The organism is Megasphaera hominis (assembly GCF_014269395.1).
Taxonomy (GTDB): Bacteria; Bacillota; Negativicutes; order Veillonellales; family Megasphaeraceae; genus Megasphaera; species Megasphaera hominis.
The window spans coordinates 42,290-63,545 of the sequence record NZ_JACOGK010000011.1 but is presented as its reverse complement, the minus strand read 5'-3'; the positions used below and the strand labels follow the sequence as shown (position 1 = coordinate 63,545).

The 21,256-nt window shown below is 50.0% G+C and carries 18 protein-coding genes, 1 pseudogene and 1 other annotated feature; of the genes and pseudogenes, 5 read left to right on the top strand and 14 right to left on the bottom strand.

Annotated features, from left to right (window positions below; translation table 11 throughout):
• Positions 1–11: 11 nt before the first annotated feature.
• Both H8J70_RS05225 and H8J70_RS05220 read right to left on the bottom strand, forming a co-directional pair.
• Positions 12–833: an FAD binding domain-containing protein gene (locus H8J70_RS05225; RefSeq protein ID WP_186502803.1), complete on the bottom strand. Its 822-nt coding sequence runs from the start codon at positions 831–833 to the stop codon at positions 12–14.
• A gap of 22 nt (positions 834–855) precedes the next feature.
• Positions 856–1,584 carry a suppressor of fused domain protein gene (locus tag H8J70_RS05220; protein WP_186502802.1) on the bottom strand — a complete coding sequence of 243 codons (729 nt, stop codon included), beginning with the start codon at positions 1,582–1,584 and terminating at the stop codon, positions 856–858.
• A gap of 515 nt (positions 1,585–2,099) precedes the next feature.
• On the opposite strand from H8J70_RS05220, the gene gdhA reads away from it, so the two are divergent.
• Entirely contained in the window at positions 2,100–3,449 is a 1,350-nt protein-coding gene (gene gdhA, locus H8J70_RS05215) for an NADP-specific glutamate dehydrogenase (RefSeq protein ID WP_186502801.1), read from the top strand.
• A 167-nt stretch (positions 3,450–3,616) separates the two neighbouring features.
• Here gdhA and H8J70_RS05210 read toward each other — a convergent pair whose 3' ends face one another.
• The 8 genes and pseudogenes from H8J70_RS05210 to H8J70_RS05175 form a co-directional block, all read right to left on the bottom strand.
• Positions 3,617–5,533 (bottom strand): fructose-1,6-bisphosphatase, encoded by a 1,917-nt coding sequence (locus H8J70_RS05210; protein ID WP_186502800.1) that lies wholly within the window; start codon positions 5,531–5,533, stop codon positions 3,617–3,619.
• A gap of 254 nt (positions 5,534–5,787) precedes the next feature.
• Positions 5,788–6,954 (bottom strand): aspartate-alanine antiporter-like transporter, encoded by a 1,167-nt coding sequence (locus H8J70_RS05205; RefSeq protein ID WP_186502799.1) that lies wholly within the window; start codon positions 6,952–6,954, stop codon positions 5,788–5,790.
• A 30-nt stretch (positions 6,955–6,984) separates the two neighbouring features.
• A complete protein-coding gene (locus H8J70_RS05200; RefSeq protein WP_186502798.1) occupies positions 6,985–8,229 on the bottom strand; it encodes a pyridoxal phosphate-dependent aminotransferase in 1,245 nt (414 codons plus the stop codon).
• 162 nt (positions 8,230–8,391) lie between these two features.
• Positions 8,392–9,894 (bottom strand): succinyl-CoA:acetate CoA-transferase ScpC, encoded by a 1,503-nt coding sequence (scpC, locus tag H8J70_RS05195; RefSeq protein WP_186502797.1) that lies wholly within the window; start codon positions 9,892–9,894, stop codon positions 8,392–8,394.
• 17 nt (positions 9,895–9,911) lie between these two features.
• The gene (locus tag H8J70_RS05190; RefSeq protein ID WP_186502796.1) at positions 9,912–10,463 is read right to left on the bottom strand and encodes a 2-oxoacid:acceptor oxidoreductase family protein; all 552 of its coding nucleotides are present in this window, start codon (positions 10,461–10,463) and stop codon (positions 9,912–9,914) included.
• Positions 10,460–11,286: pseudogene (locus H8J70_RS05185) on the bottom strand (thiamine pyrophosphate-dependent enzyme). Before H8J70_RS05185 ends, H8J70_RS05190 begins: the two are co-directional and overlap by 4 nt.
• Positions 11,287–12,420 carry a 2-oxoacid:acceptor oxidoreductase subunit alpha gene (locus H8J70_RS05180; protein WP_186502795.1) on the bottom strand — a complete coding sequence of 378 codons (1,134 nt, stop codon included), beginning with the start codon at positions 12,418–12,420 and terminating at the stop codon, positions 11,287–11,289. It abuts the pseudogene before it with no gap.
• A 1-nt stretch (position 12,421) separates the two neighbouring features.
• Positions 12,422–12,628 (bottom strand): 4Fe-4S dicluster domain-containing protein, encoded by a 207-nt coding sequence (locus H8J70_RS05175; protein ID WP_186502794.1) that lies wholly within the window; start codon positions 12,626–12,628, stop codon positions 12,422–12,424.
• 308 nt (positions 12,629–12,936) lie between these two features.
• On the opposite strand from H8J70_RS05175, the gene H8J70_RS05170 reads away from it, so the two are divergent.
• Both H8J70_RS05170 and H8J70_RS05165 read left to right on the top strand, forming a co-directional pair.
• Positions 12,937–13,830 carry a LysR family transcriptional regulator gene (locus H8J70_RS05170; RefSeq protein WP_186502793.1) on the top strand — a complete coding sequence of 298 codons (894 nt, stop codon included), beginning with the start codon at positions 12,937–12,939 and terminating at the stop codon, positions 13,828–13,830.
• A gap of 5 nt (positions 13,831–13,835) precedes the next feature.
• Positions 13,836–14,645 carry a carbon-nitrogen hydrolase family protein gene (locus tag H8J70_RS05165; RefSeq protein ID WP_186502792.1) on the top strand — a complete coding sequence of 270 codons (810 nt, stop codon included), beginning with the start codon at positions 13,836–13,838 and terminating at the stop codon, positions 14,643–14,645.
• Positions 14,646–14,704: 59 nt separating this feature from the next.
• Here the strand turns inward: H8J70_RS05165 and H8J70_RS05160 are convergent, their stop codons facing one another.
• From H8J70_RS05160 to H8J70_RS05150, 3 genes are all read right to left on the bottom strand, one after another.
• Complete coding sequence (locus tag H8J70_RS05160; RefSeq protein WP_186502791.1) at positions 14,705–15,871, bottom strand: amidohydrolase; 1,167 nt, start codon at positions 15,869–15,871, stop codon at positions 14,705–14,707.
• Between the two features lie 67 nt (positions 15,872–15,938).
• Entirely contained in the window at positions 15,939–16,886 is a 948-nt protein-coding gene (locus H8J70_RS05155) for an AEC family transporter (protein ID WP_186502790.1), read from the bottom strand.
• A gap of 23 nt (positions 16,887–16,909) precedes the next feature.
• Positions 16,910–17,692 (bottom strand): carbon-nitrogen family hydrolase, encoded by a 783-nt coding sequence (locus H8J70_RS05150; RefSeq protein ID WP_186502789.1) that lies wholly within the window; start codon positions 17,690–17,692, stop codon positions 16,910–16,912.
• A gap of 180 nt (positions 17,693–17,872) precedes the next feature.
• On the opposite strand from H8J70_RS05150, the gene ybaK reads away from it, so the two are divergent.
• Both ybaK and H8J70_RS05140 read left to right on the top strand, forming a co-directional pair.
• Positions 17,873–18,385: a Cys-tRNA(Pro) deacylase gene (gene ybaK / locus H8J70_RS05145; protein WP_186502788.1), complete on the top strand. Its 513-nt coding sequence runs from the start codon at positions 17,873–17,875 to the stop codon at positions 18,383–18,385.
• On the top strand, positions 18,382–19,041 hold the full coding sequence (locus H8J70_RS05140) for a uracil-DNA glycosylase (RefSeq protein WP_186502787.1): 660 nt from the start codon (positions 18,382–18,384) through the stop codon (positions 19,039–19,041). Before ybaK ends, H8J70_RS05140 begins: the two co-directional genes overlap by 4 nt.
• 55 nt (positions 19,042–19,096) lie before the next feature.
• Here the strand turns inward: H8J70_RS05140 and H8J70_RS05135 are convergent, their stop codons facing one another.
• Positions 19,097–20,524 (bottom strand): FAD-binding oxidoreductase, encoded by a 1,428-nt coding sequence (locus H8J70_RS05135; RefSeq protein ID WP_186502786.1) that lies wholly within the window; start codon positions 20,522–20,524, stop codon positions 19,097–19,099.
• Positions 20,525–20,913: 389 nt separating this feature from the next.
• Positions 20,914–21,182 (top strand) — a binding site (T-box leader).
• The last annotated feature ends 74 nt before the right edge of the window (positions 21,183–21,256 follow it).

Here is a 21,256-nt window from a genome sequence, read left to right as displayed (position 1 = left end):
CCGTTATACGATTATTTCTTTGTCCCTTGGCTGTTCTGCCGGCTATAGCCCTTCCAGGCCTTTTTAATCAGGCTCCGCACCATATCGATGGTCAGCTGGCGGCGCTCGTTTTCGGAGCACGTACCATAGTTGCCAAATTCCAGTTCTTCGCTGACCATATGGGCCACATTTTCCCGGGCTGCCAGGCCTTTATCGGTCAGCTCGGCACTGGCATTTTCAGCAAGCATCGCCAGGCCCGGACGGCCGCCGACGACGATTTTCCAGCGGTCCTCCTGCAGGGATACGGCGCCTACTAAATAAGGAATCTGGCCCGGCTGCGTGCGGCAGGCCGTATAGGCCGTATAGATAAATTCCCGGGCAATGACGACTTCGGTAATCATTTCCCCCATAGGCGGACAATATAAATAATCGTTGAGACCCATGCGCCCCTTATCCTGCAAGACGACGTCGACGGTCAGCGAGAGCAAAAGGGGAATCAACACGGAAAAATGCGGTTTAGACGCCAACAGGCCGCCTAAGGTAGCCTGGCGTTTTAATTCCTTGTCACTCCACTCTTTCAGGCTCGCCGGAATCACACCTCCTGCCAGGGTACGCAATAAGGGTGACGCTTCTAACTCGGCCATGGTCGTCATGGCGCCAATGGCGATCTCATCGCCTCTGTCTTCTATATAATTCAAGCCGGTCTGTTTCAAATCAATTGCCAATGTATAGTGTGCCTGCTGACGCTTTAGTGATTGAGAGCCTGCCACTAAAACAGCTGAATTTACTGTTTTATAGGCGCTGTATGCTTCAGCAGGTGTCTTGGGCACAATAATGCCATCGCTGGAGACCACAGGGATCCACTCCTCTCATAGATTAAAATCCTGTCAATTTTGCCGTATCGGGCCGTTTTACGTTAAGCATAAAGGAGCCATCTGTACAATCCAAAATATGGTCCAAGAGCGTATCCGGGCCGATTTCATCATACAAATCCAATTCATCTTTATACAATAAAACAGGCATTAGTATCTGCACGACCGCACCATCGGTCATATGCAGCTCGCCTAGTTCCCCTTCAAACTGCACGATCAGGACACCGCTCAGTTCCGTATCCGGTGCAAAGGTTTCCCCGTTTTCCGAATTGGGCAGAACAAAGCCGTAGGACATCCACAATTGGTGTACATGCGGAAACTTTGCCAGCGAACGCAGCATGGCCAACGGCCAGTTGTGCTGGGCTGACACATCTATCTGTCCATGGGCAGCTAAAGACCAGTCGGCCGGCAAAATAATGCACAGCTCACTGTAAGATTCCCGTCCTTCGGGCATTTCCGGACCGGCAGGATACTTCATAGGCGCCGCGCTCATACCCAGCGTGTAGACCAAGTAAAAGGGCTCTTCCTCTGTAGGATACATCACTGCCAGATCAATCGGTAAGGGACAATCAGATTCATCCTGTATAATTACGCACTGTCGTGCTGGAAACAGGCCCTGAAAATGAGCCTGTACTTCTTCTGTATATTCACGATGAATCAGGGACACCCGCTCTGTCGATCGATCATTCAGGGAAAAATAGCAAGCTGCCTTGCTGTTACTGTCAGTATTCATCGTTACCACTCCTTAGTATACTCACTTTGTATTATACCATAGAGTTCCCCTTTGGTAACACCCGTTCTATTTTCCTGTCGCAGGGATTTTATGTTTCCCTGTCGTGCGCTGCAATCGTTCTCGCGCCATTACGATTCGTGTTTCTAATACTTTTTTACTATATAATGTTTTATTTATATTATACCTCTATTTATTTCAAAAACAGATATAGTAACATATACTATTGTCATTTATAGCAAAGTAACATAATACACTCTCCATGCATTCTCAGAAATCATGTAAAAAATAATTTTAAGGTATATGTCGGTACTTATTTTTATTTTTTCAAAAAATATCATCATATTTCATTACTCTTATTGAATTTATTTTAAATTATTAATTTATCATTCATTTTACGTAATTTATTTTCACATTGCGGTATTTGCAAAAAAAAGAAAAAGTGTTATGATAAGGCCGTAGAGAGAAGTTCGAGGTAACCTATTAAGTCCAAATTATTTTAAATGAGGTGATTATTTATGAACCAGTATCTCGCATCAGTAATCGAAAATGTAAAAGTAAAACACGCTAACGAACCGGAATTCGTCCAGACCGTAGAAGAAGTATTATCTTCGCTGGAACCGTTAGTAGAACGTCATCCTGAATATGAAAAATATGATCTTTTGAATCGTATCGTTGAACCGGAACGCATGTTTACGTTCCGCGTTGTCTGGGAAGATGACAACGGCAAATTCCATACGAATACAGGTTATCGTTGCCAGTTCAATGGCGCTATTGGGCCATACAAAGGCGGCCTCCGTTTCCAGAAGAACGTATACCCCGGCATCATCAAATTCCTGGGCTTTGAACAGATCTTCAAAAACTCCCTGACGGGTCTTCCTATCGGCGGTGCTAAAGGCGGTTCCGACTTTGATCCGGCTGGCAAATCCGATGCTGAAGTAATGCGTTTCTGCCAGAGCTTCATGCAGGCTCTGTATCGCTACATTGGTCCTGATATCGACGTTCCTGCTGGTGATATGGGCGTTGGTGGCCGTGAAATCGGGTACCTCTTTGGCGAATATCGTCGTCTGAAAGGCGTTTTCGAAAACGGCGTCCTCACAGGCAAAGGCTTTAGCTATGGCGGTTCCCGTATCCGTCCGGAAGCTACAGGCTATGGCGCTGTATATTATCTGGAAAACGTCCTCAAACATGATGGCGAAGATATTAAAGGTAAAACCATCGCCGCTGCCGGTTTCGGTAACGTTTGCTGGGGCATCTGCAAGAAAGCTGCTGAATTAGGCGCTAAAGTTGTTACCCTGTCCGGTCCGGATGGCTACATCTATGATCCCGATGGCGTTACGACAGAAGAAAAGATCAACTACCTCCTCGAAATGCGTGCCAGCGGCCGCAACGTCGTAAAAGATTATGCTGATAAATTTGGCGTCGAATTCCATGCTGGTGAAAAACCGTGGGGCGTAAAAGCCGATATCATCATGCCGTCGGCTATGCAGAACGACGTTCATATGAAAGAAGCAGAACAGATCGTTGCTAACGGTATCCGCTACTACATCGAAGTTGCCAACATGCCGACAACGAACGATGCTCTGAAATTCTTAATGGCTCAGCCGAACATGGTTGTTGCTCCGTCCAAAGCTGTTAACGCCGGTGGCGTATCCGTATCCGCTCTGGAAATGAGCCAGAACAGCGAACGCCTCGTTTGGACAGAAAAAGAAGTTGACGATCGTCTCCATGAAATCATGAACACGATTTATCAGAACTCCGTTGACGCTGCAGAACGGAACGGCTTAGGCTACAACCTCGTAGCAGGCGCTAACATCGCCGGTTTCGAACGTGTTGCTGATGCTATGTTGCAGCAAGGTGTATTCTAATACCTAACCACCTCATAATATAAAAAGAAGCTGTACGAAAAGGAGTCATCCTTTTCGTGCAGCTTCTTTTTTGTCTGCGCCCGGACGCCGGATCCGTAGTGGCTGCTTCGGGGAGAAAACAAAGAAAGCCTGCCCCAAACGGGCGGGCTTTCTCTATTTTTGTCTGCCTAATTGGCTTCTTTACGTTCCATAATGATGCCATCTCTGTAGGCCTGCAGCAAGGCCTTTAAGTCATCGATCATCTGTAAAATCTTTTTACCGTTATCTGTATCGCCGATCATGACGCGCTTAGGTTCCAGCTCGACCTGCATGGAGTCCGACTCCATATCGACGTTGGTCCGCAGCACCTGGTCTACATCCTTGAAAGGATAGTGCGATTTAATGCGTATGCCGTGGGAATTGAAGATGAGCGTATAGCCGGCAATGCCGGTAGAATTCTGATAGGCTTTGCAAAAACCGCCATCGATGCAGATTTCCTTACCTTCTGCACGAATAGGGCTTTCGCCTTTCTTTACTTTGACCGGTGTATGACCATTAATGATGTGGCCTTGCGGCGAATCGATGCCGAATTCATGCAGGATTTTGACGCATTCATCCTTATCGCGATTGAGATGGAAATAGGCATTTTCCGGTTCTTTCCACGTGCTTTGATCGGCAATATAGCTGCGTTCAAAGGTCTTTACGACACGGCCGGAAACGGGCGAATCAGGACCGCCCCACATATACCACATATAGTCGAGGCTTTCCGTGTCCCGTTTGAGGAAGGCCTGACGGGCTACGTGATCGGCATGATCCATAAAGGAACGGCCTTTATAGGGACGGCCGTCAAAATAAATTTCCTTAAAGCTGCCATCGTCATTGAGCGGCAGGCTGCCGTGGAAAAGGAGGTTGTTATTAAAGCAGCGGTACATGGAACCGTGGCTGTAGAGGAAGCGCATATGCTTTTGCAGCCGTTCACTCTGCATAAATTCATTCTGAAGTTCTGTCATGATGCAGTGTTCTTCCGGCGAAAGCGTATAGGGATCGGCCGGATTAAAGGTCGGAAAATCCGTCGTCGTCAATTCATACGTGCCGGAATCAAGGGTCACTGTCCCCGTTGTCAAATCGATTTTATGGAATAAGAGGCGGTCATCCATATTGTATTCCGGATGACGGAAAATGACCTGCCCTTCCAATTTGAACAGCATGGCATTAATCGCTTTGACCATGGGATCCATACCGTCATCATGGGTATAATTCTTCAGGGCAAACAGGGCCAGTGGCCGCAGGCTGATGCCATAGCCGCTTTCCAGGATTTCCATGTTATGGTAGCGCACATTGTTGCGCAGCACGTTCGCAATGCACGCCGGGCTGCCTGCCGCAGCACCCATCCAGAGGATATCGTGGTTGCCCCATTGAATATCGAGGGAATGGTGCTGCATGAGGTTATCCATAATCTTATCGGCATGAGGCCCCCGGTCGTAAATATCGCCAATAATGTGCAAATGGTCTACAGCCAGCCGTTTTACTAACGCAGTCAGGGCGTAGATAAACTGCCGCGTACTGCCCGTTTCCAAGATGGTATCTAAGATCTTGGAATGATATACCGAGCGGTTTTTATCTTCATCGACCTGGGCATGGAGCAATTCATCGATGACGAAGCGGAAGACCTGCGGCATGGCTTTACGCACTTTCGAACGGGTATACTTGGACGACAGCAGCTTGGCCAGGCGGATCAGCTGGTGCAAGGTCTTGCGGGCCCACTTATCGTTCAGCTCCCCTTTGCGGCTCATGAGGTCCAATTTTTCTTTTGGATAATAAATGAGGGTCAGGAAATTATCCTGCTCTTCCTTCGTCATAGAATGGTTAAAGAGCATTTCTACTTTTTCCCGGATAACGCCGGAGCAATTATTCAAAATATGATAAAAGGCATCATATTCCCCGTGAAGGTCACTCATGAAATGTTCCGTCCCCTTAGGCAAGTTAACGATAGCCTGCAGGTTAATGATTTCCGTAAACGTCGCTGCCTGCGTCGGATATTCCTTCGCTAAGAGTTCCAAATACCTGATATACTGATCTGAGTATCCCTGATAATTTTCCGTCATACTATGTCACCCTTTTTCTCTGGTATCGTTTCGTTGTATACGATGTATGATGCACGTTTTTTATACTCTTCCATTGTACATGATAATCAGAAAATAGACTAGTATTAGGCGTATGTATATGACAATATTTATTTTCCTATTTGAATTCGTTTTATTAGTATATGCTGTTTATTTTTGTTTTATAAATAAACACACACGTGCCACCATGGGCAGCACGTGTGTGTTTTGTTGCAGAGAGTGTGTTTGAAGTATATTCAAAGTATCGTTACCAATAGCTGACACGTCAAAACGAGTGTCAACAAGGCTAACGGATACGTTGAAGCATAGGCAGCTGCTACATCGTCACACTGGGACTTCTCTGCCAGTGCCGCCATAGCCGGCGTAAAGGTCATGCTGGCAGCATTGCAGGCCAGGCAATTCAACAAGGGCAGCCGCAAAATACGTGTGCCAAAGAGAGCCCCAAAAATCATGGGGATCACGACCAGAAGCATACCAATAAGTACCAGGGTCATTCCATTTTCCATGATGATCCGGACCATACTATGGCCTCCTTGTGTACCGACGCCGACGTAAAACAGAAACAGGCCAATTTCTTTAATCGGATCTAAAATGCTTTTACTTACATGCATATCAAAGGGGCCGAGATGCCCAAAATGCCCCATAAGAAGCGACACGATAAGCGGACCGCCTGTAATTCCCAAGGCGAACTGCGCACCATGGGGTAAGGGAATCGTAAAGGCGCCGACAACGACACCGACAACAGATGCGGCAGACAGGCAAAAAATGCCTTGTGGGTCGACCTGCAATACCCGTTTTGCCTTCTTAGCCAGTTCCGACGGAGTAGCCAGCGACTTTATCTGTATCAAGCTCCGTTCATAGGCCATATCTGCATGAACAACTTTTGGGTAAACCTGCATAAACAGGACTTTAAACAAGGCTGCCAAGGGGTAGATAATTCCATACCCCGTAACAACATAGGTCACGGCATCGCTGCTGGCGGCCACGACTTCCCTGGCTGCCGACATGCCCGGTGTCGTCGTAAAGGCACCGCTCATCATGCCGACAGTCAATTCGGGCCGCACGCCAAACACAGCTACAATAAGCGCACAGACAGCCGCACCGGCACCAATAGTCAGCAAGCAAAGACACGAATATTTAATGCCGTTTTTTCTGAGACTGGCAATAAAGCTGGGGCCCGCACTAAGGCCGACACCGACAATAAAGATAATGAGTCCTACGTTCGTAATCCCGCTGGGTATGTCTACACCAAAGTGACCTGCTACCAAGGCTGCTACGAAGACGCCTACCGTTCCCAAATTGACCCCATTGACGGTGACATGACCGATAAGGTAACCGGCTACACCGATAACGAAGATGACAAGCAAAAGCATCCCTATATCACTCATAACAAAGCTAACCATCTGAAGCCCTCCCTTCCCTATACGATCCGGTCACTCACCGGCCGCGATAAACGCTTGTTTCATCGCACTTGCGACGCCTTTCATTTTACGTTCCGAAACAGAGCACACGGCAAAGCGCACACCCATGGCCAGAGGGCCGGCAAAGATCAATGAGTCAGCCAGCTTATCACATACGAGCGCTGAATTTTTAGCCGGAATCGAAATGAAGAAGCCTGACTGATACGGCAAGGCAGCCAATTGGCATTCTTTAGCCTCGGTCATAAAGACAGCTGCGCGACGACGGATTGTTTCATAGAAGGCATGGCGTTCTGCCTCAAACTGCCGGCATAAGGCCGCATCATTTTGGATCGTCGTCAATAACGTCATGGCGCCACGGTTGATATTCGACCAGGCAGCCCGGGCCGAATACAAGACGACATCGTTAAATTCATCGATAACGGACGTATTCGCTGAGATTCCCACTAAGGCCCCGGCCCGCTGGCCATACATGGTGTATCCTTTCGACATACTAAACGCCAGCATGACGAAGACCTTATCCGGCAGGGAAGAAAATTTTTTCATAAACCGGCGTACGTCATTTTTTTCACCGGCATAATCGATATATGCAATATCAACGAGAATGCTGATCCGCTTGCCCTGGGCGGCTTCCTTGCAGGCAATAGCCAGTACGGCATCCCAGTCTGCTTCGGAAAGGGCAAAGCCGGTCGGATTGTGGGCCGGTGTATTTAAAATGAGCAAGAGGGAATCCTGCTGCCGGCAAAGTTCACTTACCTTTTTTTCCAAAGCAGCCACATGAAAATGACGTGTATCGTCAAAGAGAGGAAACGTCGTCAGGTTTCGTCCGATTTCTGAACACAAGGCACCATACGCATCCCAGCGCCAATCGGTCGTCAGTACATAATCGCCGACGTCAGAATAATTTGCAATCGCCATATGAACGGCACCGGTGCCACCAGCTGAAGCCACAGCTGCCACATAGGCATCGGGTCTTTGGTCTGCAAAGGCTGCTTTCAAAACAGCATCTCTATATGCCGGCAGGCCGACAGGGGGTGCATAGCAGATAAAGTCACGCATATCCATAGAGCGGAAAAGTGTTTCTACAGTCGGTATACAGGCAACGTTTCCTTCATCATCGGCAAAAGCTCCCAGTGTGCCATTGACAACCCGTTCTTTTCCGTACGCAGCGATCGCAGCCTGTACCTTGGCCCCGGCCTGAAAAATAACATCATTTAATTTTTTTCCTTCCCGTGCAGGACTTGCCATATACATAGTCATTTTGTAGCGCCTCCCATTATTTTTATTTAATTTTTATGCATTTGTAATCATTAATATACGTTTTTTAGGCATAAAAAATACAGCCTGACGATTGCTTGTATAAAAAATCAGAAGACAGGGGACAAGAGACACTTTTCTCATCCCCTGTTTTCCTTTCCTTTTTTATATTTTCATACTGCCTGTTTTTTTAAACCGTTCGTGCCACGACAAAGCTTCTGCAAGGATGTGCGGTTCATGATCACCCTGTGTCGCTGCTATCGCCCGATCGAGGTAGTCTGTCAGCTGGTCCTTATAGTCCGGATGGGCACAGTTGGCAATAATGGTACGGGCCCGTTCTACCGGTGAAAGACCCCGCAGGTCAGCCAGTCCTTGTTCCGTACAGAGGATGTCCACATCGTGTTCCGGATGATCTACGTGAGAGCACATGGGGACGACGGAGCTGACGGCACCGTCTTTGGCGGTCGAGCCGGTAAAGAAAATGGTCAAATACCCGGCCCGGGCATAATCTCCGGAGCCACCGATGCCATTGAGCATGCGCGTACCGTACAGGTGCGTCGAATTGACCTGTCCATAAATATCAAATTCCACAGCTGTATTCATGGAAATGACACCGAGACGGCGGATCACTTCGGGATTATTGGAGATTTCCTGCGGCCGGATGACAATTTTCTTGCGATACGTATCGATGTGGTCATAAAAATGCTTGAGACCTGCCGGCGAAGCGGAAATAGACGCGGTAGAAACGGCATCGGCCTTACCGGAATCGATCAGTTTCAGCATGCCGTCCTGGAGGACTTCCGTATAAATAGAGAGATGTTCAAATTCGCTTTGTATGAGGCCTTGAATAACCGCATTGGCCACAGAACCGACGCCGGATTGAAGGGGCAGCAGATTCTTTGGCAAACGCCCGTGCCGGACTTCTTCACGGAAGAATGCCAGGAGGTGATCGCCCATGCGCTGGCCATTTTCGTCTACGGGCTTAAAAGAACGGGGCGCATCGGGAATATCACTGCCTACGATGGCAGCTATTTTGTCCCAGCCGCAGGTAATCCACGTTTTGCCAATACGGTCGCCTGCATGGCAAATGGGAATCGGTTCACGCGCCGGCGGATTGGCTACTTCATAGACATCGTGCATACCTTCCAGGCTGAGCGGCTGGGTCACATTCAGCTCTACAATCACCTTATTGCAGGCGGCAATCATGGCTGGCGTCGTGCCGATAGACGTAGCCGGAATGAGGTTGCCCTCTTCCGTAATGGCGACGGCTTCTACAATCACTACGTCGGGCCGGCGAATGAAATCCTGGCGGATCAGCTGGGCAAAGACGCTGACATGATAGTCCGCATAGGCTACGCTGCCGTCGTTAACCTGACGGCGTAAGTCCTTATTCGTCTGATAGGCCAGGCGCCGGGAAATACCATGGGCCCTGGCTAAGGCACCGTCAATTTCATCGCCTAAAGAGGCGCCGGCATACAAGGTGATCTGAAAGGGCTCCTTTTCCATCCGTTTGGCTAGGGCCAGGGGCACTTCTTTAGGATACCCTGCCGGTGTAAAACCCGAAACGGCAACTACATCGCCTGGATGAATAAGCGTGGCGGCTTCTTCCGGTGTCATAACCTTTGACAGGTAGTTCTGATTACGTATACGCGCTGCAATGTCGATCATATGAATCCCTCATCTCTTTATTTTATTAGCGCTTGGGCTGCAGCTACGCCGGCGTCATAGGCTTTTTCGTTGAGCGGGCGCAGCTTTGGCTTAAAGTGGTCGAGTACTGCTGACTTTACAATAGATAAACTTTCCACCTTTGTCAATGCTGCAATAGCTCCAATGGCTACAACATTAGCAGCCAGGGTATTACCCGTCACGCTTTCAGCCAGCTCTGTCAAGGGAATGGCATACACCTGTCCGCTCGTTTTCGGTATGTCATGCACAAAACCGGGATCGACTAAGAAAATACCTTGGGAGGAAACATCCTTGCAGTATGTATCGGCTGCTTCCTGGGACATGGCCAGGACAAAATCCGGATGCCGCACAGTCGGATAATCAATCGGCCGGGTGTCAATAATCAATTCCGAACGGCATGCACCACCCCGCGCTTCCGGCCCGTAGGAACGGGTCAGGACAATTTCCTTATCATCTAAGCCGCCGGCCGCTTCTGCCATAATATCGCCCATGAGCATCATGCCCTGGCCGCCGGAACCGGCAAATCTCATTTCATAGTGATCGTGTGTCATACGTCTGCCTGCCTTTCTGCTGCTTTTTTCAGCTGTTCATACTGCGCGGCATATTCCGGCCGGTCGGTACGATTGACAAAGGTACCGAGAACCAGTTTTCCCGCTATTTCTTCCGGTTGCAGCTTCCGGGCCTGGGCCAGCATGATAGACTGGTCCTTGAAGTGCTGCAGCATCTCTGCCGGGCCGCCTAATTTGTTCAAACGGCCAAACAGTGTCGGACACGAGCTCATGGCTTCAATAACAGAAAAGCCCTTATGCTGCAGACCTTTGGTTATCTGATCCGTCAGCATTTGTACATGGTATACAGTTGAACGTGCTACATAGGTGGCACCGGCTGCCTGGGCCAGCTGGCACAGGTCAAAGGGCGCATCGATATTCCCGTATACGGTCGTCTTCGACTTGGCCCCCGTTGGCGTCGTCGGCGAATACTGGCCGCCGGTCATGCCATAGTTGTCATTATTATAAATAACCGTCGTAATATCAAGATTACGCCGGCAGGCATGAATAAAGTGGTTGCCACCGATAGAAGCGCAGTCGCATCACCGGTAACGACGATGACATGCAGCTTGGGGTTAGCCATTTTAACGCCTGTCGCATAGGCTAAGGGACGGCCGTGGTTCGTGTGGAGGCCGCAAAAATTCAGGTACCCGTTGGCCCGGCTGGAACAGCCGACTCCGGCGATAACGACGACCTGATCCGGGTCAATTCCCGCTTTGTCAACGGCCCGGATGAGCGCATTGGTCACAATTCCATTGCCACAGCCGCTACACCAAATGTGTGGCAGTTTATCTTGCCGTAAATATCTGTCATAGACATGTGCCATTTAGAGTTCCTCCCTTAAACCGGCCAGAATCGTATCCGCCGATAAAATCACGCCATTATTTTGATTGATCATACCCACAGGCGTCTTCCCTGCCACTTCCCGTACTATATGATAGATCTGTCCTTCATTCATTTCGCACGTAATGACCTTCTGCACGCCCTGACAGAGCGCTGCCAGGCGCGCTTCCGGGAACGGCCATACCGTAATGGGCCGGAACAAACCGGCCTTAATGCCTTCCCTGCGAATATCATCAATGGCAGCCTTTGCCGAACGGGAGACAATCCCTGCAGAAACGAGGAGAATGTCCGCATCGTCTGTGCGATATTCTTCGTATCGTTCAATCCGGGAGAGATTATTTTCTATTTTTTTATGCAGCCGTTTTACAAGATACGACGTACGATCGGGATTGTTGGTCACCGGAAAGCCTGTATCATCGTGAATCATACCGGTGACAAACCAGCGGTAGCCGTCGCCAAAGGAGGCCATAGGCGGAATGCCTGTGCCATCATCGGCATAGGCCTTATACGCAGACGGCGGACACGACGGACGCTTGCGACTAACCACTTCATACGTGGCCGGGTCGGGAATCTGAACGCGTTCACTCATATGGGCCAGCATGGCATCACTGAGAATATACACGGGATTACGGTACGTTTCGGCCAAATTAAAGGCGCGAATCGTTTCCCTGTACATTTCGCCTACCGAATTAGGGGCAATGGCAATAATCGGATGGTCCCCGTTGGTTCCCCAGCGGGCCTGCATGATATCGCCCTGAGCCGGTACGGTAGCAACACCCTGGCAGGGTCCCTGACGCATACAGTCGACAAGCACTAAGGGAATCTCAGCCATAATGGCATAGCCCAGGTTTTCCTGCATGAGGGAAACACCGGGGCCACTCGTAGCCGTCATGGCCTTGACGCCGGCTGCTGAAGCGCCGATAACCGCAGCGATCGACGCCAGTTCATCTTCCATCTGCATGTACGTACCACCTGCCTGGGGCAGTAATTCCGATGCCAATTCGGCAATTTCCGTAGCCGGTGTAATAGGATACCCGGCAAAAAAATGCATGCCTGCTGCCAGAGCTGCCCGTGTACACGCTTCATTGCCCGTCATGATTTCATATTTTTTTGCCATCTCAGTTTCCTCCTAACATTCTGATTGCAAAATCGGGACACCGTAGTTCACACAACATACAGCTTATACAATCATCAGGCCGTGCAAAAACGGGCTTCCCGGCTTCATCCGTATCCAGAACAGATTTAGGACACAAGGCGGTACAAATACCGCAGCCTTTACAAAGATGACGATCTAACACAAATTCTTTATGTTCCTGTGCCATCATACGTTACGCCTCCTAAGCTTCACATTTTTATATACTTGTCTTTCTTTTTACTCATAGTATAGCTGTAAAACCGGCAGCGTAAAAATACAGGAATTTCATAGGAAGTATCGTGAAATTTTATATCTTATCCTCTCTTTTGTCCTCTTTTCTCTTTTTTGTCCTTATATCCATATGGATTTTATAGGATATAACGCGTATAATAAGCTCAACCGATTTTCTCTGTCCGCAACGTAGCAGTCACGCTTAGTGTTTCCTGTAAAAATACAAAAGAGAAAAATTTCTCTTCAAAATATACAAAGGAGGTTCCCATGAATCTGGAAACGTATCGTAATTTCGTCAAAATCATCGATGCCGGCACGATTTCTGCCGCAGCGCGGGAACTGTGTATTGCCCAGCCGGCCTTGAGCCATCAGCTCAAAACCTTGGAAGCGGCCTATGGCACAGCCTTGGTAAAGCGCAGTGCCCGTCATATTTCCCTGACCAGCGCCGGCCAGATTCTTTACGAACGGGCCAAGCGCATGTGCCTCATGGAACAGGCAGCGCAGGAGGAAATCCACGCCTGCATTGCAGGGACGCGTGGTACCCTTCATTTAGGCCTGACGCCCTCGTGGCCTGATTCGGAATTAGCCGACATGCTCATGACCTTTGGCAAGGCCTATCCGCACATCGACTTTGATATTTGCGAGGAAAACTCGGATCAGCTCTTGACCCTGCTGGATCAGGAACGGATTGAAGTGGCTATTATCCGCCGGGCGGCTCCCTTGCCGCCGCGTTTTACTGCGCCTCACCTGGTGGATGAACGCCTGATGATTGCCTTTCACCGGGATCTGCCCGGCCTGTCTGCCAAAGCAGGAGCCTTGCCGGTAACAGCCCTGGAAGATATTCCTCTGGCCATTTCCCGCGGTTTCCAGCAAAAAATCAGGGAAATTTGTCAAAGTGCCGGCTTTACACCGCGTATCCGCCTGACTGCTGCCTCCCGCTACCTGCCTCTGCGCTGGGCTTTGTCCGGCACAGCCGCCGCCATCTTTGTGGGTACAGCCCGGCCGGACCAGCTGGCCGAAGAAATCTGCTGCTGTCCCCTCATTGGCCCGGGACTGGAGACACGGCGTATGGTAACAGTACTGCGGGACCGGGCTATGTCAGCCGTGACCCGTGTCTTTCTTCAATATCTGCAAGAACAGCTGCCTCACGTAAAGGAGTGATTGCTATGGTTCGTATTGCTTGTGCCCAAATGGCCATGAGTGCCAATATGGAAGAAAACTATCAAAAATCCTTAGACTATGTCCGCCGCGCCGCTACAGCTGGTGCTGGCATAATTTGCTTTCCCGAAGGTCAGCTCAGCCAGTACATTGCCCAATATGCCGGTCTTTCAGGGGACGACTTTGCCATCTCCCGTACCCATCCGTATATACAGGGCTTTTGCCAGGCCTGCCGGGAACATCATATAGTCGGCGTCTTTTCTCTTGCCCTCAGAGAAAAAGACCGGCACATCTATTCAGACATGCTGGTCATCGACGAAACGGGGCAACTAGTCACGACAGCAGCCAAAAATCATATTGTCCGGGCGCCCCATTTCTATGAACAGGATTACTTCACGCCGGGAAACGACGGCTTTCTCGTCGCTCCCACCAGGGCCGGACGCATAGGCCTCATCGTTTGTTTTGACCGCCATTATCCCGAAAGCTTCCGTTCCCTGGCCCTGCAGGGGGCAGACGTCATCATTACAGCCGTAGCCAACGAAACGAGTGAACCCCGTGACGTCTTCCAATGGGAAATGCGCATTCCTGCCTTTCAAAACAGCCTCTACACGGTTATGATTAACCGCACAGGCCGGGAAGGCATGATGGACTTTTGCGGCGAAAGTCTCGTAGCCGGCCCGGATGGCAGCGTCGTTGCCCTGGCCGGTACAGGGGAAGAACTGCTCCTGGCCGACCTGGACTTCGCTAAAGCCGCTGCCTTGCGCCAGGAAAAGCAATACCTGTCGTTACGCCGGCCGGGAATCTGTGCCTTGCCATAAAAAAAAATTCCAAGTCTGCTCTGGCAAACTTGGAATTTTTTCTGTCTTATTTTTATGTCCTATTTTTCTGACTTGTCGAATTCTGCACGAATCGCTTTTTTAAGAGCCGGGTCAGCAGCAATGCGCAAAACGGTCCGGCCAATGATTTCTGCTCCCTGGACGATGACCGGTTCGATCGTCTTGCTTTTGACCAAGTCGGCAATTTCCCGGGAATGGTCCGGATAGAAGGTATCGCCCATGGCCAAATGGAGATGAAGCACCGGGCATTGGTGACTAATGTTGGCAATATCGGAGCTGCCGCCAATACCGGGTTCTACGAAAGGAATCTTCATCTCCCGGAGAACCTGACGGACCACTTCCGTTGCCGTTTCATTCCAAATGAGGTCGTCGTATTTATACCCCACTTGTTCTACTTCATACGTCGTTTCCGTCGCCAAGGCGGCGCCGGCAAAGCAGTTCATAATGCGTTTTACGACCTGGTCGAGGTAGGTCCGCGTCGTGTGGCGGATGCAGCATTCGAGTTCGGCAAAGTCCGGGATGACGTTAGACGCCGTGCCGCCGTTGACGATATACGTGCCGATACGCGTATCGGGCAGGACGTGCTGGCGCAGCATATCGATGGCATGGAGGGACAAGGTCGCGCCGTTCAAGGCATTGCGGCCTTCCCAGGGATGGGCTGCGGCATGAGCCGTCTGGCCGTGGAAGCGGACGCGATAATCATCTAAGGCCAAAAAGCGCGAATTCGGCGTCGTTTCACACGACGACATATGCACCATGAGGACCAGATCATAGTCCTTAAAGACGCCTTGCTCGCACATGGGTACTTTGCCGCCGTGCAGTTCTTCATCAGGCGTACCGAAGAGATCGACGGCTACCGGCAGATCAGGCATGGCGTGAAAAGCAGCGGCAGCCAAAAAGCTCACGGCGCCGCCGGCCGAATGACCACAACCGTGGCCGATTTCCGGCAAGGCATCGTATTCAGCCAAAATACCGACCCGCAGAGCTGGCTGCCGGGGCTGTTTTACGACGGCCTTATACGCCGTAGGCTGGCCGCTAAAGTGTTCTTCCACGTCCATCCCCAACGAGCGGCACGCCGCTACATGACGGGCGCAGGCGTGATATTCCTGTCCGGATAATTCCGGATCGTTGGCAATTTCATAGTTTAAGGTAAAGGCTTGTGGTGCAAATTTCTGCACATTGGCAGAAAAGGCATCCCATAATGACATGCAATACACGTCCTTTCTTCACAGTAAAAGGCCGGCAATACGCTTGCCGGCACATGAATACAACTTGTCAGCCCCCGACGATGGTCATATACAAAGGAATGACCAGGAGACCTAAGACAATGGAAATAAAACTGATTTCTGTCGAATAGCGTACGTCGGCACCGACGGATTTGGCCACGACGGTCATTTGCGTCATAGCCGGCATACTGGCCTGCATGGTAAAGACCTTAGCCGACATGTCCGTAATGGGAATAAACGGCAAAAGGGCCAGTACGCAGCAAGGGCAGACGAGAAAACGGCCGACGAGAGCACCGATAATATCGCGGTCCCAATGGATGTCCGCCCAGACGATGCCGCTCATTTCGATGCCGATGACCATGAGGGACAAGGGCGTCGCCAAATTGCCTACGTATTGAAAGCTCATGACGAGAAAATCAGGCAAGGGTATTTCCAGCATGACCAGAATCAGGCCTACGAGAAAGCCCTCAAGAGGCGGAGAGAATACTTTTTTCAAGGTCTGCATAGAAAAGAGGGGCATATTTTTGCCACCTGTACTATCGTTGACAATATGGTAAATCCCTAACGTCCAAAACATAGTCGTATTGGCCATATAGTACAGCATAACCGACGGCACGCTCTTCGGCCCGAAGAGGGCCAGATTAACCGGCAGGCCGATAAAAATAGTATTGGCAATAAAAAAGCACGTAATAAAGATGCCCTGCCGTTCCTTACGGATATGCAACACCTTCGCCGCTATGCGTCCGACAATATAAGCCAGGAAGATAGACGCAAAGGGCAGCAGCAAATCCGGTGCCATCTGTACGAGCGAATCGTGCGTAAAATCGCGCACCATATTGACCACCATGTAGAGCGGCAAAGCCACCTTCATGACGATGCGTGTCAAGAGGGCACTCGTATTGCTGTCAAACCAGCCCTTACGGCACAAGACAAAGCCAATTGCAATGATAAAAATGACCTCAAAAATACCCTGCAGGCCATGAATAGCCCCTTCCATGAGGACCTCAACTCCTTAACTCGTTATAATTTGTATAAATCGGGCCGGCGGTCACGGAAGACGTTGATCTTTTGGCGAATTCGTTCCGTAATGGAAAAATCCACATCTGCCAGGAGGATCGTTTCGTCTGCTCCGCCCTGGGCCAGCATGGTTCCCCACGGGTCGGCAATCAGCGAGCTGCCACCAAAGCGCACGGTATCGGTCGTTCCGCAGCTGTTGACGGCTACGACGTAGAATTGGTTTTCAATGGCCCTGGCCTGATTGAGTATCAGCCAATGCTGCCGCCGCTGTTCTGCCCAGGCGGCCGGAACGAATAAGATCTGGGCACCTGCCAGGGCTGCCATACGCACCCATTCGCCAAAGCGGATATCATAGCAAGTGATCGACGCCATTTTGATACCGTCTAATTCAAATACATTCAGATGATCGCCCGGCGTAAACACCGTGTCCTCTCCTCCAGGCGTAAAAAGGTGGACTTTGTCGTACGTAGCGATGACCTGGCCTGCCTTATTTACGACAAAGGTCGTGTTGTACAGGTTGTCACCGCGGCGATTGGCAACGGAACCGCCAACGATATGAACGCCGTAGCGCTTTGCTTCTTCTGCCAAAAAGGCCTGTGTCCGGACACCATCCCGGTCGGCAAGATCCATAATATCTGGCGGATAAAAGGACGTATTCCAAAGCTCCGACAAGACAACGAGGCCGGCTCCGGCAGCTGCCGCCTTTTTTATATTCTCTGCTGCTAAGGCATAATTCTTTTCTACATCTCCATAGGCAATGGCTGCCTGTACGGCTGCTATCTTCATTATGTGCACCTCCTCAGAGTGTGAATAAAATCATAATTGCTGTATATTCTATTATAAGCGAGCTGTTCCTGCAATGCAATATATGATTTAGCCAAAATCGTCACCTGGCAGGTACCCTGGCATTTCTCACGTCCCTATGCTATAGTAAAGTGAAACAAATCAATGCAGGGAGGCGAAAGCATGGCCAAATTAAAGAAGACAAACGTCATGCGCATTTTAGATAAACAAAAAATAGCCTATACAACGAAGGCTTATGAATACTCGGAAGACGACCTTTCCGGCGTCCACGCGGCAGCAGCCTTGGGCATGGATCCGGAACAGGTCTTTAAGACCCTCGTCGGACAAGGAAATAAGACCGGCCCTGTCGTCTTCTGTATTCCCAGCGATAAAGAATTGGACCTGAAAAAAGCGGCGGCCTGCAGTGGCAATAAAAGCGTGCAGCTCCTGCATGTCAAAGACCTGCCCGGCCTGACCGGTTATATCCGCGGCGGCTGCTCGCCTATTGGTATGAAAAAACAATTTCCAACGTATATTGATGCATCGGCAGAAACGTATGACGCCATCAGCATCAGTGCCGGCCAGCGGGGACAGCAGGTATTTTTACCGGCTGCCTCCATCATGGAAGTGACCGGTGCCGTGCTGGCGGATCTTACCATGAAGGACGTAACACTCACAGAAGGGCGCGTACGATGAGCGGCGACAAGATGGCAGCCTGGCTGCAGGATCTCGCCCAGTGCGAAGCGTGTAAGCTGCGCCACGAAGGCAATCGCGGTCCTACAGGCTTTACGGGCGATCCGGCCTCACCCATCATGTTCGTCGGCGAAGGGCCAGGCGGTGTGGAAGATGAATATGGTGTTCCTCTCGTAGGCCCGTCAGGCCAGCTCCTCGATAAAGCTTTATGGAGCGTCGGCCTCACGCGGGACCGTATTTACGTCACGAACATCGTCAAATGCCGGCCCAAAAACAACCGTACGCCGACGCTGGAAGAAGGCAAGGGCTGTGCCAACATCCATCTCGTCCGGGAAATCGGACTGGTCGCCCCGCAGGTCATCGTCTGCCTGGGCAAGGTGGCCTTTCAGTATTTCTACGGCCACGCTGCCAGTATCATGCGCAACCGCGGCAAGTGGTTCGACTGGCAGGGTATTCCCGTCATGCCAACGTATCACCCGGCCTTTCTCCTGCGGCAAACAGGCAAAGACCTGATTGAAGCAAAATGGCAGGTCTACTATGATTTTAAGGCTGCCGTAGAAAAGGCGCAGGCTGCCTGTCCGGATTACGTCTATCAAAGCCCGGAAAAGCCCAATCTCCTGGCTCAATACCAAGCCGTAAAAGAACAACGGCATTTCTAAAAAAAGACGCTGTGCTCCCCCTCGGAGCCAGCGTCTTTTTTGCATAACTATTCAATTAATCGGCAACGAAATCGCCTGTCATATCGACCAGTTTGCCTGGATTCATGATATTATTCGGATCCAAGGCTTTCTTGATAGCCTTGATGACGTGCAGCTCTGCCGCTGGCGTGCACTTGGCAAATTCTTCGAGTTTCTTGTAGCCGATGCCATGTTCGCCGGACATCTTGCCGCCTAAGGCGTAGACGCGCGGGAAAAGGTCTGCATGGAAGGCTTTGATTTTTTCAAACCATGCTTCCGGTGAAAGGCCTTTGGCATTCAGGGGCAGGACATGAATGTTGCCATCACCGATATGGGCTACAGTGACGCAATAGAGATCGTATTTTTCCCGCAGTTCCGGAATCTGGGCCGTCATGGCAGCAATCTGGTCCAAGGGAACGACAAAATCCTCGGTCTGGAACATTTTATCCACGTCCCGCGCTGCTTCGGCAAACTGCTTGCGCAGCTTCCAGATCCGTTCGTCTGCATCGAGGACATCGACGGCACCGTTGGCTTCTGCCAGATCGCAGAGCTGCTCCATCTTGCGGTCGGCATCATCCTGGCTGAACGTTTCTACCGTGACGATGACGTAGTCTGCCCCTTCATCGACATGAGGCATAGGCATGGAAAGGAATTTCGTCGTCATGACCAGGGCTTCGTTATCCATGAATTCAATGCTCGTCGGGTCGATGCCGGCCTTAAGGATCTTATTGGGCAGCGCAAAGGCTTCTTCATCGCTCTTAAAGACACACACCACGTTAAAACGATAAGGCGGCAAGGGACGAAGCTTGACCGTCACTTCCGTGATGATCCCCAGTGTCCCTTCAGAACCGGCAAAGAGCTGTTCCAAACAGAGGCCGGTCGAGCTCTTTTGCAGGCGCGCCCCAGCCGTTACGATTTCCCCCGTCGGCGTAACGACCTTCAGGCTATAGAGCTGGTTGCGTGTTGTGCCGTATTTAACAGCCTTATTGCCACCGGCATTATTCGCCACGTTGCCGCCGATCTGGCAGCTTTCGGCACTGGATGGATCACCGGCATAGAGCAAATGATGCTGCCGGGCCATTTCCTGAAGGTCACTGGTCCGCACGCCGGTCTGGCAGACAGCATACATATTGTCGGCATCGAAGGTAAGCACCTTATTCATGCGTTCCAATTCGACAACGATACCGTGGTACACGGGGATAGCTCCGCAGGCAACACCCGAGCCGGCTGCGCGCGGCGTAAGCGGTACCAAGTACTGATTCGCTAATTTGACGACGTCTGCTACCTGTTCCGTCGTTTCCGGAAAGACGACTACCTCAGGCTTGTGGAAATAATAAGAATTGCCTTCTTCGTCTGTTTGATAGGCTGTAAGATATTCTTCGTCTGTCTTTACTTGCTTATCACTGAGGACCCGTTTCAGGTCTGCTACCAGTTCCGGTGTGACCGGATTAAAATGTGCCATCATGCATACACCCCTTTTGTGTTTCCCCTTTAATAGAAATATAAATATATTAATATATTAAAGTTTATGCCGATGATTTTCACGAAATCATCGCTTCAAACTTTATGTTTGACAGTATAGCACTCTTTTCCGTCTTGTAAAGGCCTCTTTTTTTCTTGCCAAGACCGCAAAAAAACCGGCTGTACCCCCATCATTAAGCGACCTATGACGTTTAACGCAACATCATTCCCAAACTATATCATTTTATTAATTTTATCATTCTATTTTGGAATATTCATATCCTTTTATACCATATATATAACGTTTATTTATTTTCGTTATTTATATAAATTAATAATAAAGTACTTGACTCTTTTCCCGTCATTGCGTATAATACGACACAAGCAAACAACCAAACAGTGTTGATTGGGAAAAGTACTTACAGACCCTGACATTACAGAGAACCTGCCGTATGGTGCGAGGCGGGATGTAAAGACTATGAGGAAAATCACCCAGGAGCTGCCAGCTGAACGCGTCCGTTGCAAGTAAGTGTGGCCGATTGACAACCGTTATCTTGTCCGGCATTGAACGTTAGAGAAATCTTTCGGTGATGTCTGTAGAGGGGTCGTTTTAGACGACAATAAGAGTGGTACCGCAGAGCATTTAACGCTTTGTCTCTTTCAGAAGAGACAAAGCGTTTTTTTATTCTCCAGGTAATACAATCAGCCGTTTGTTATTTGCCGAATCCATTATCTT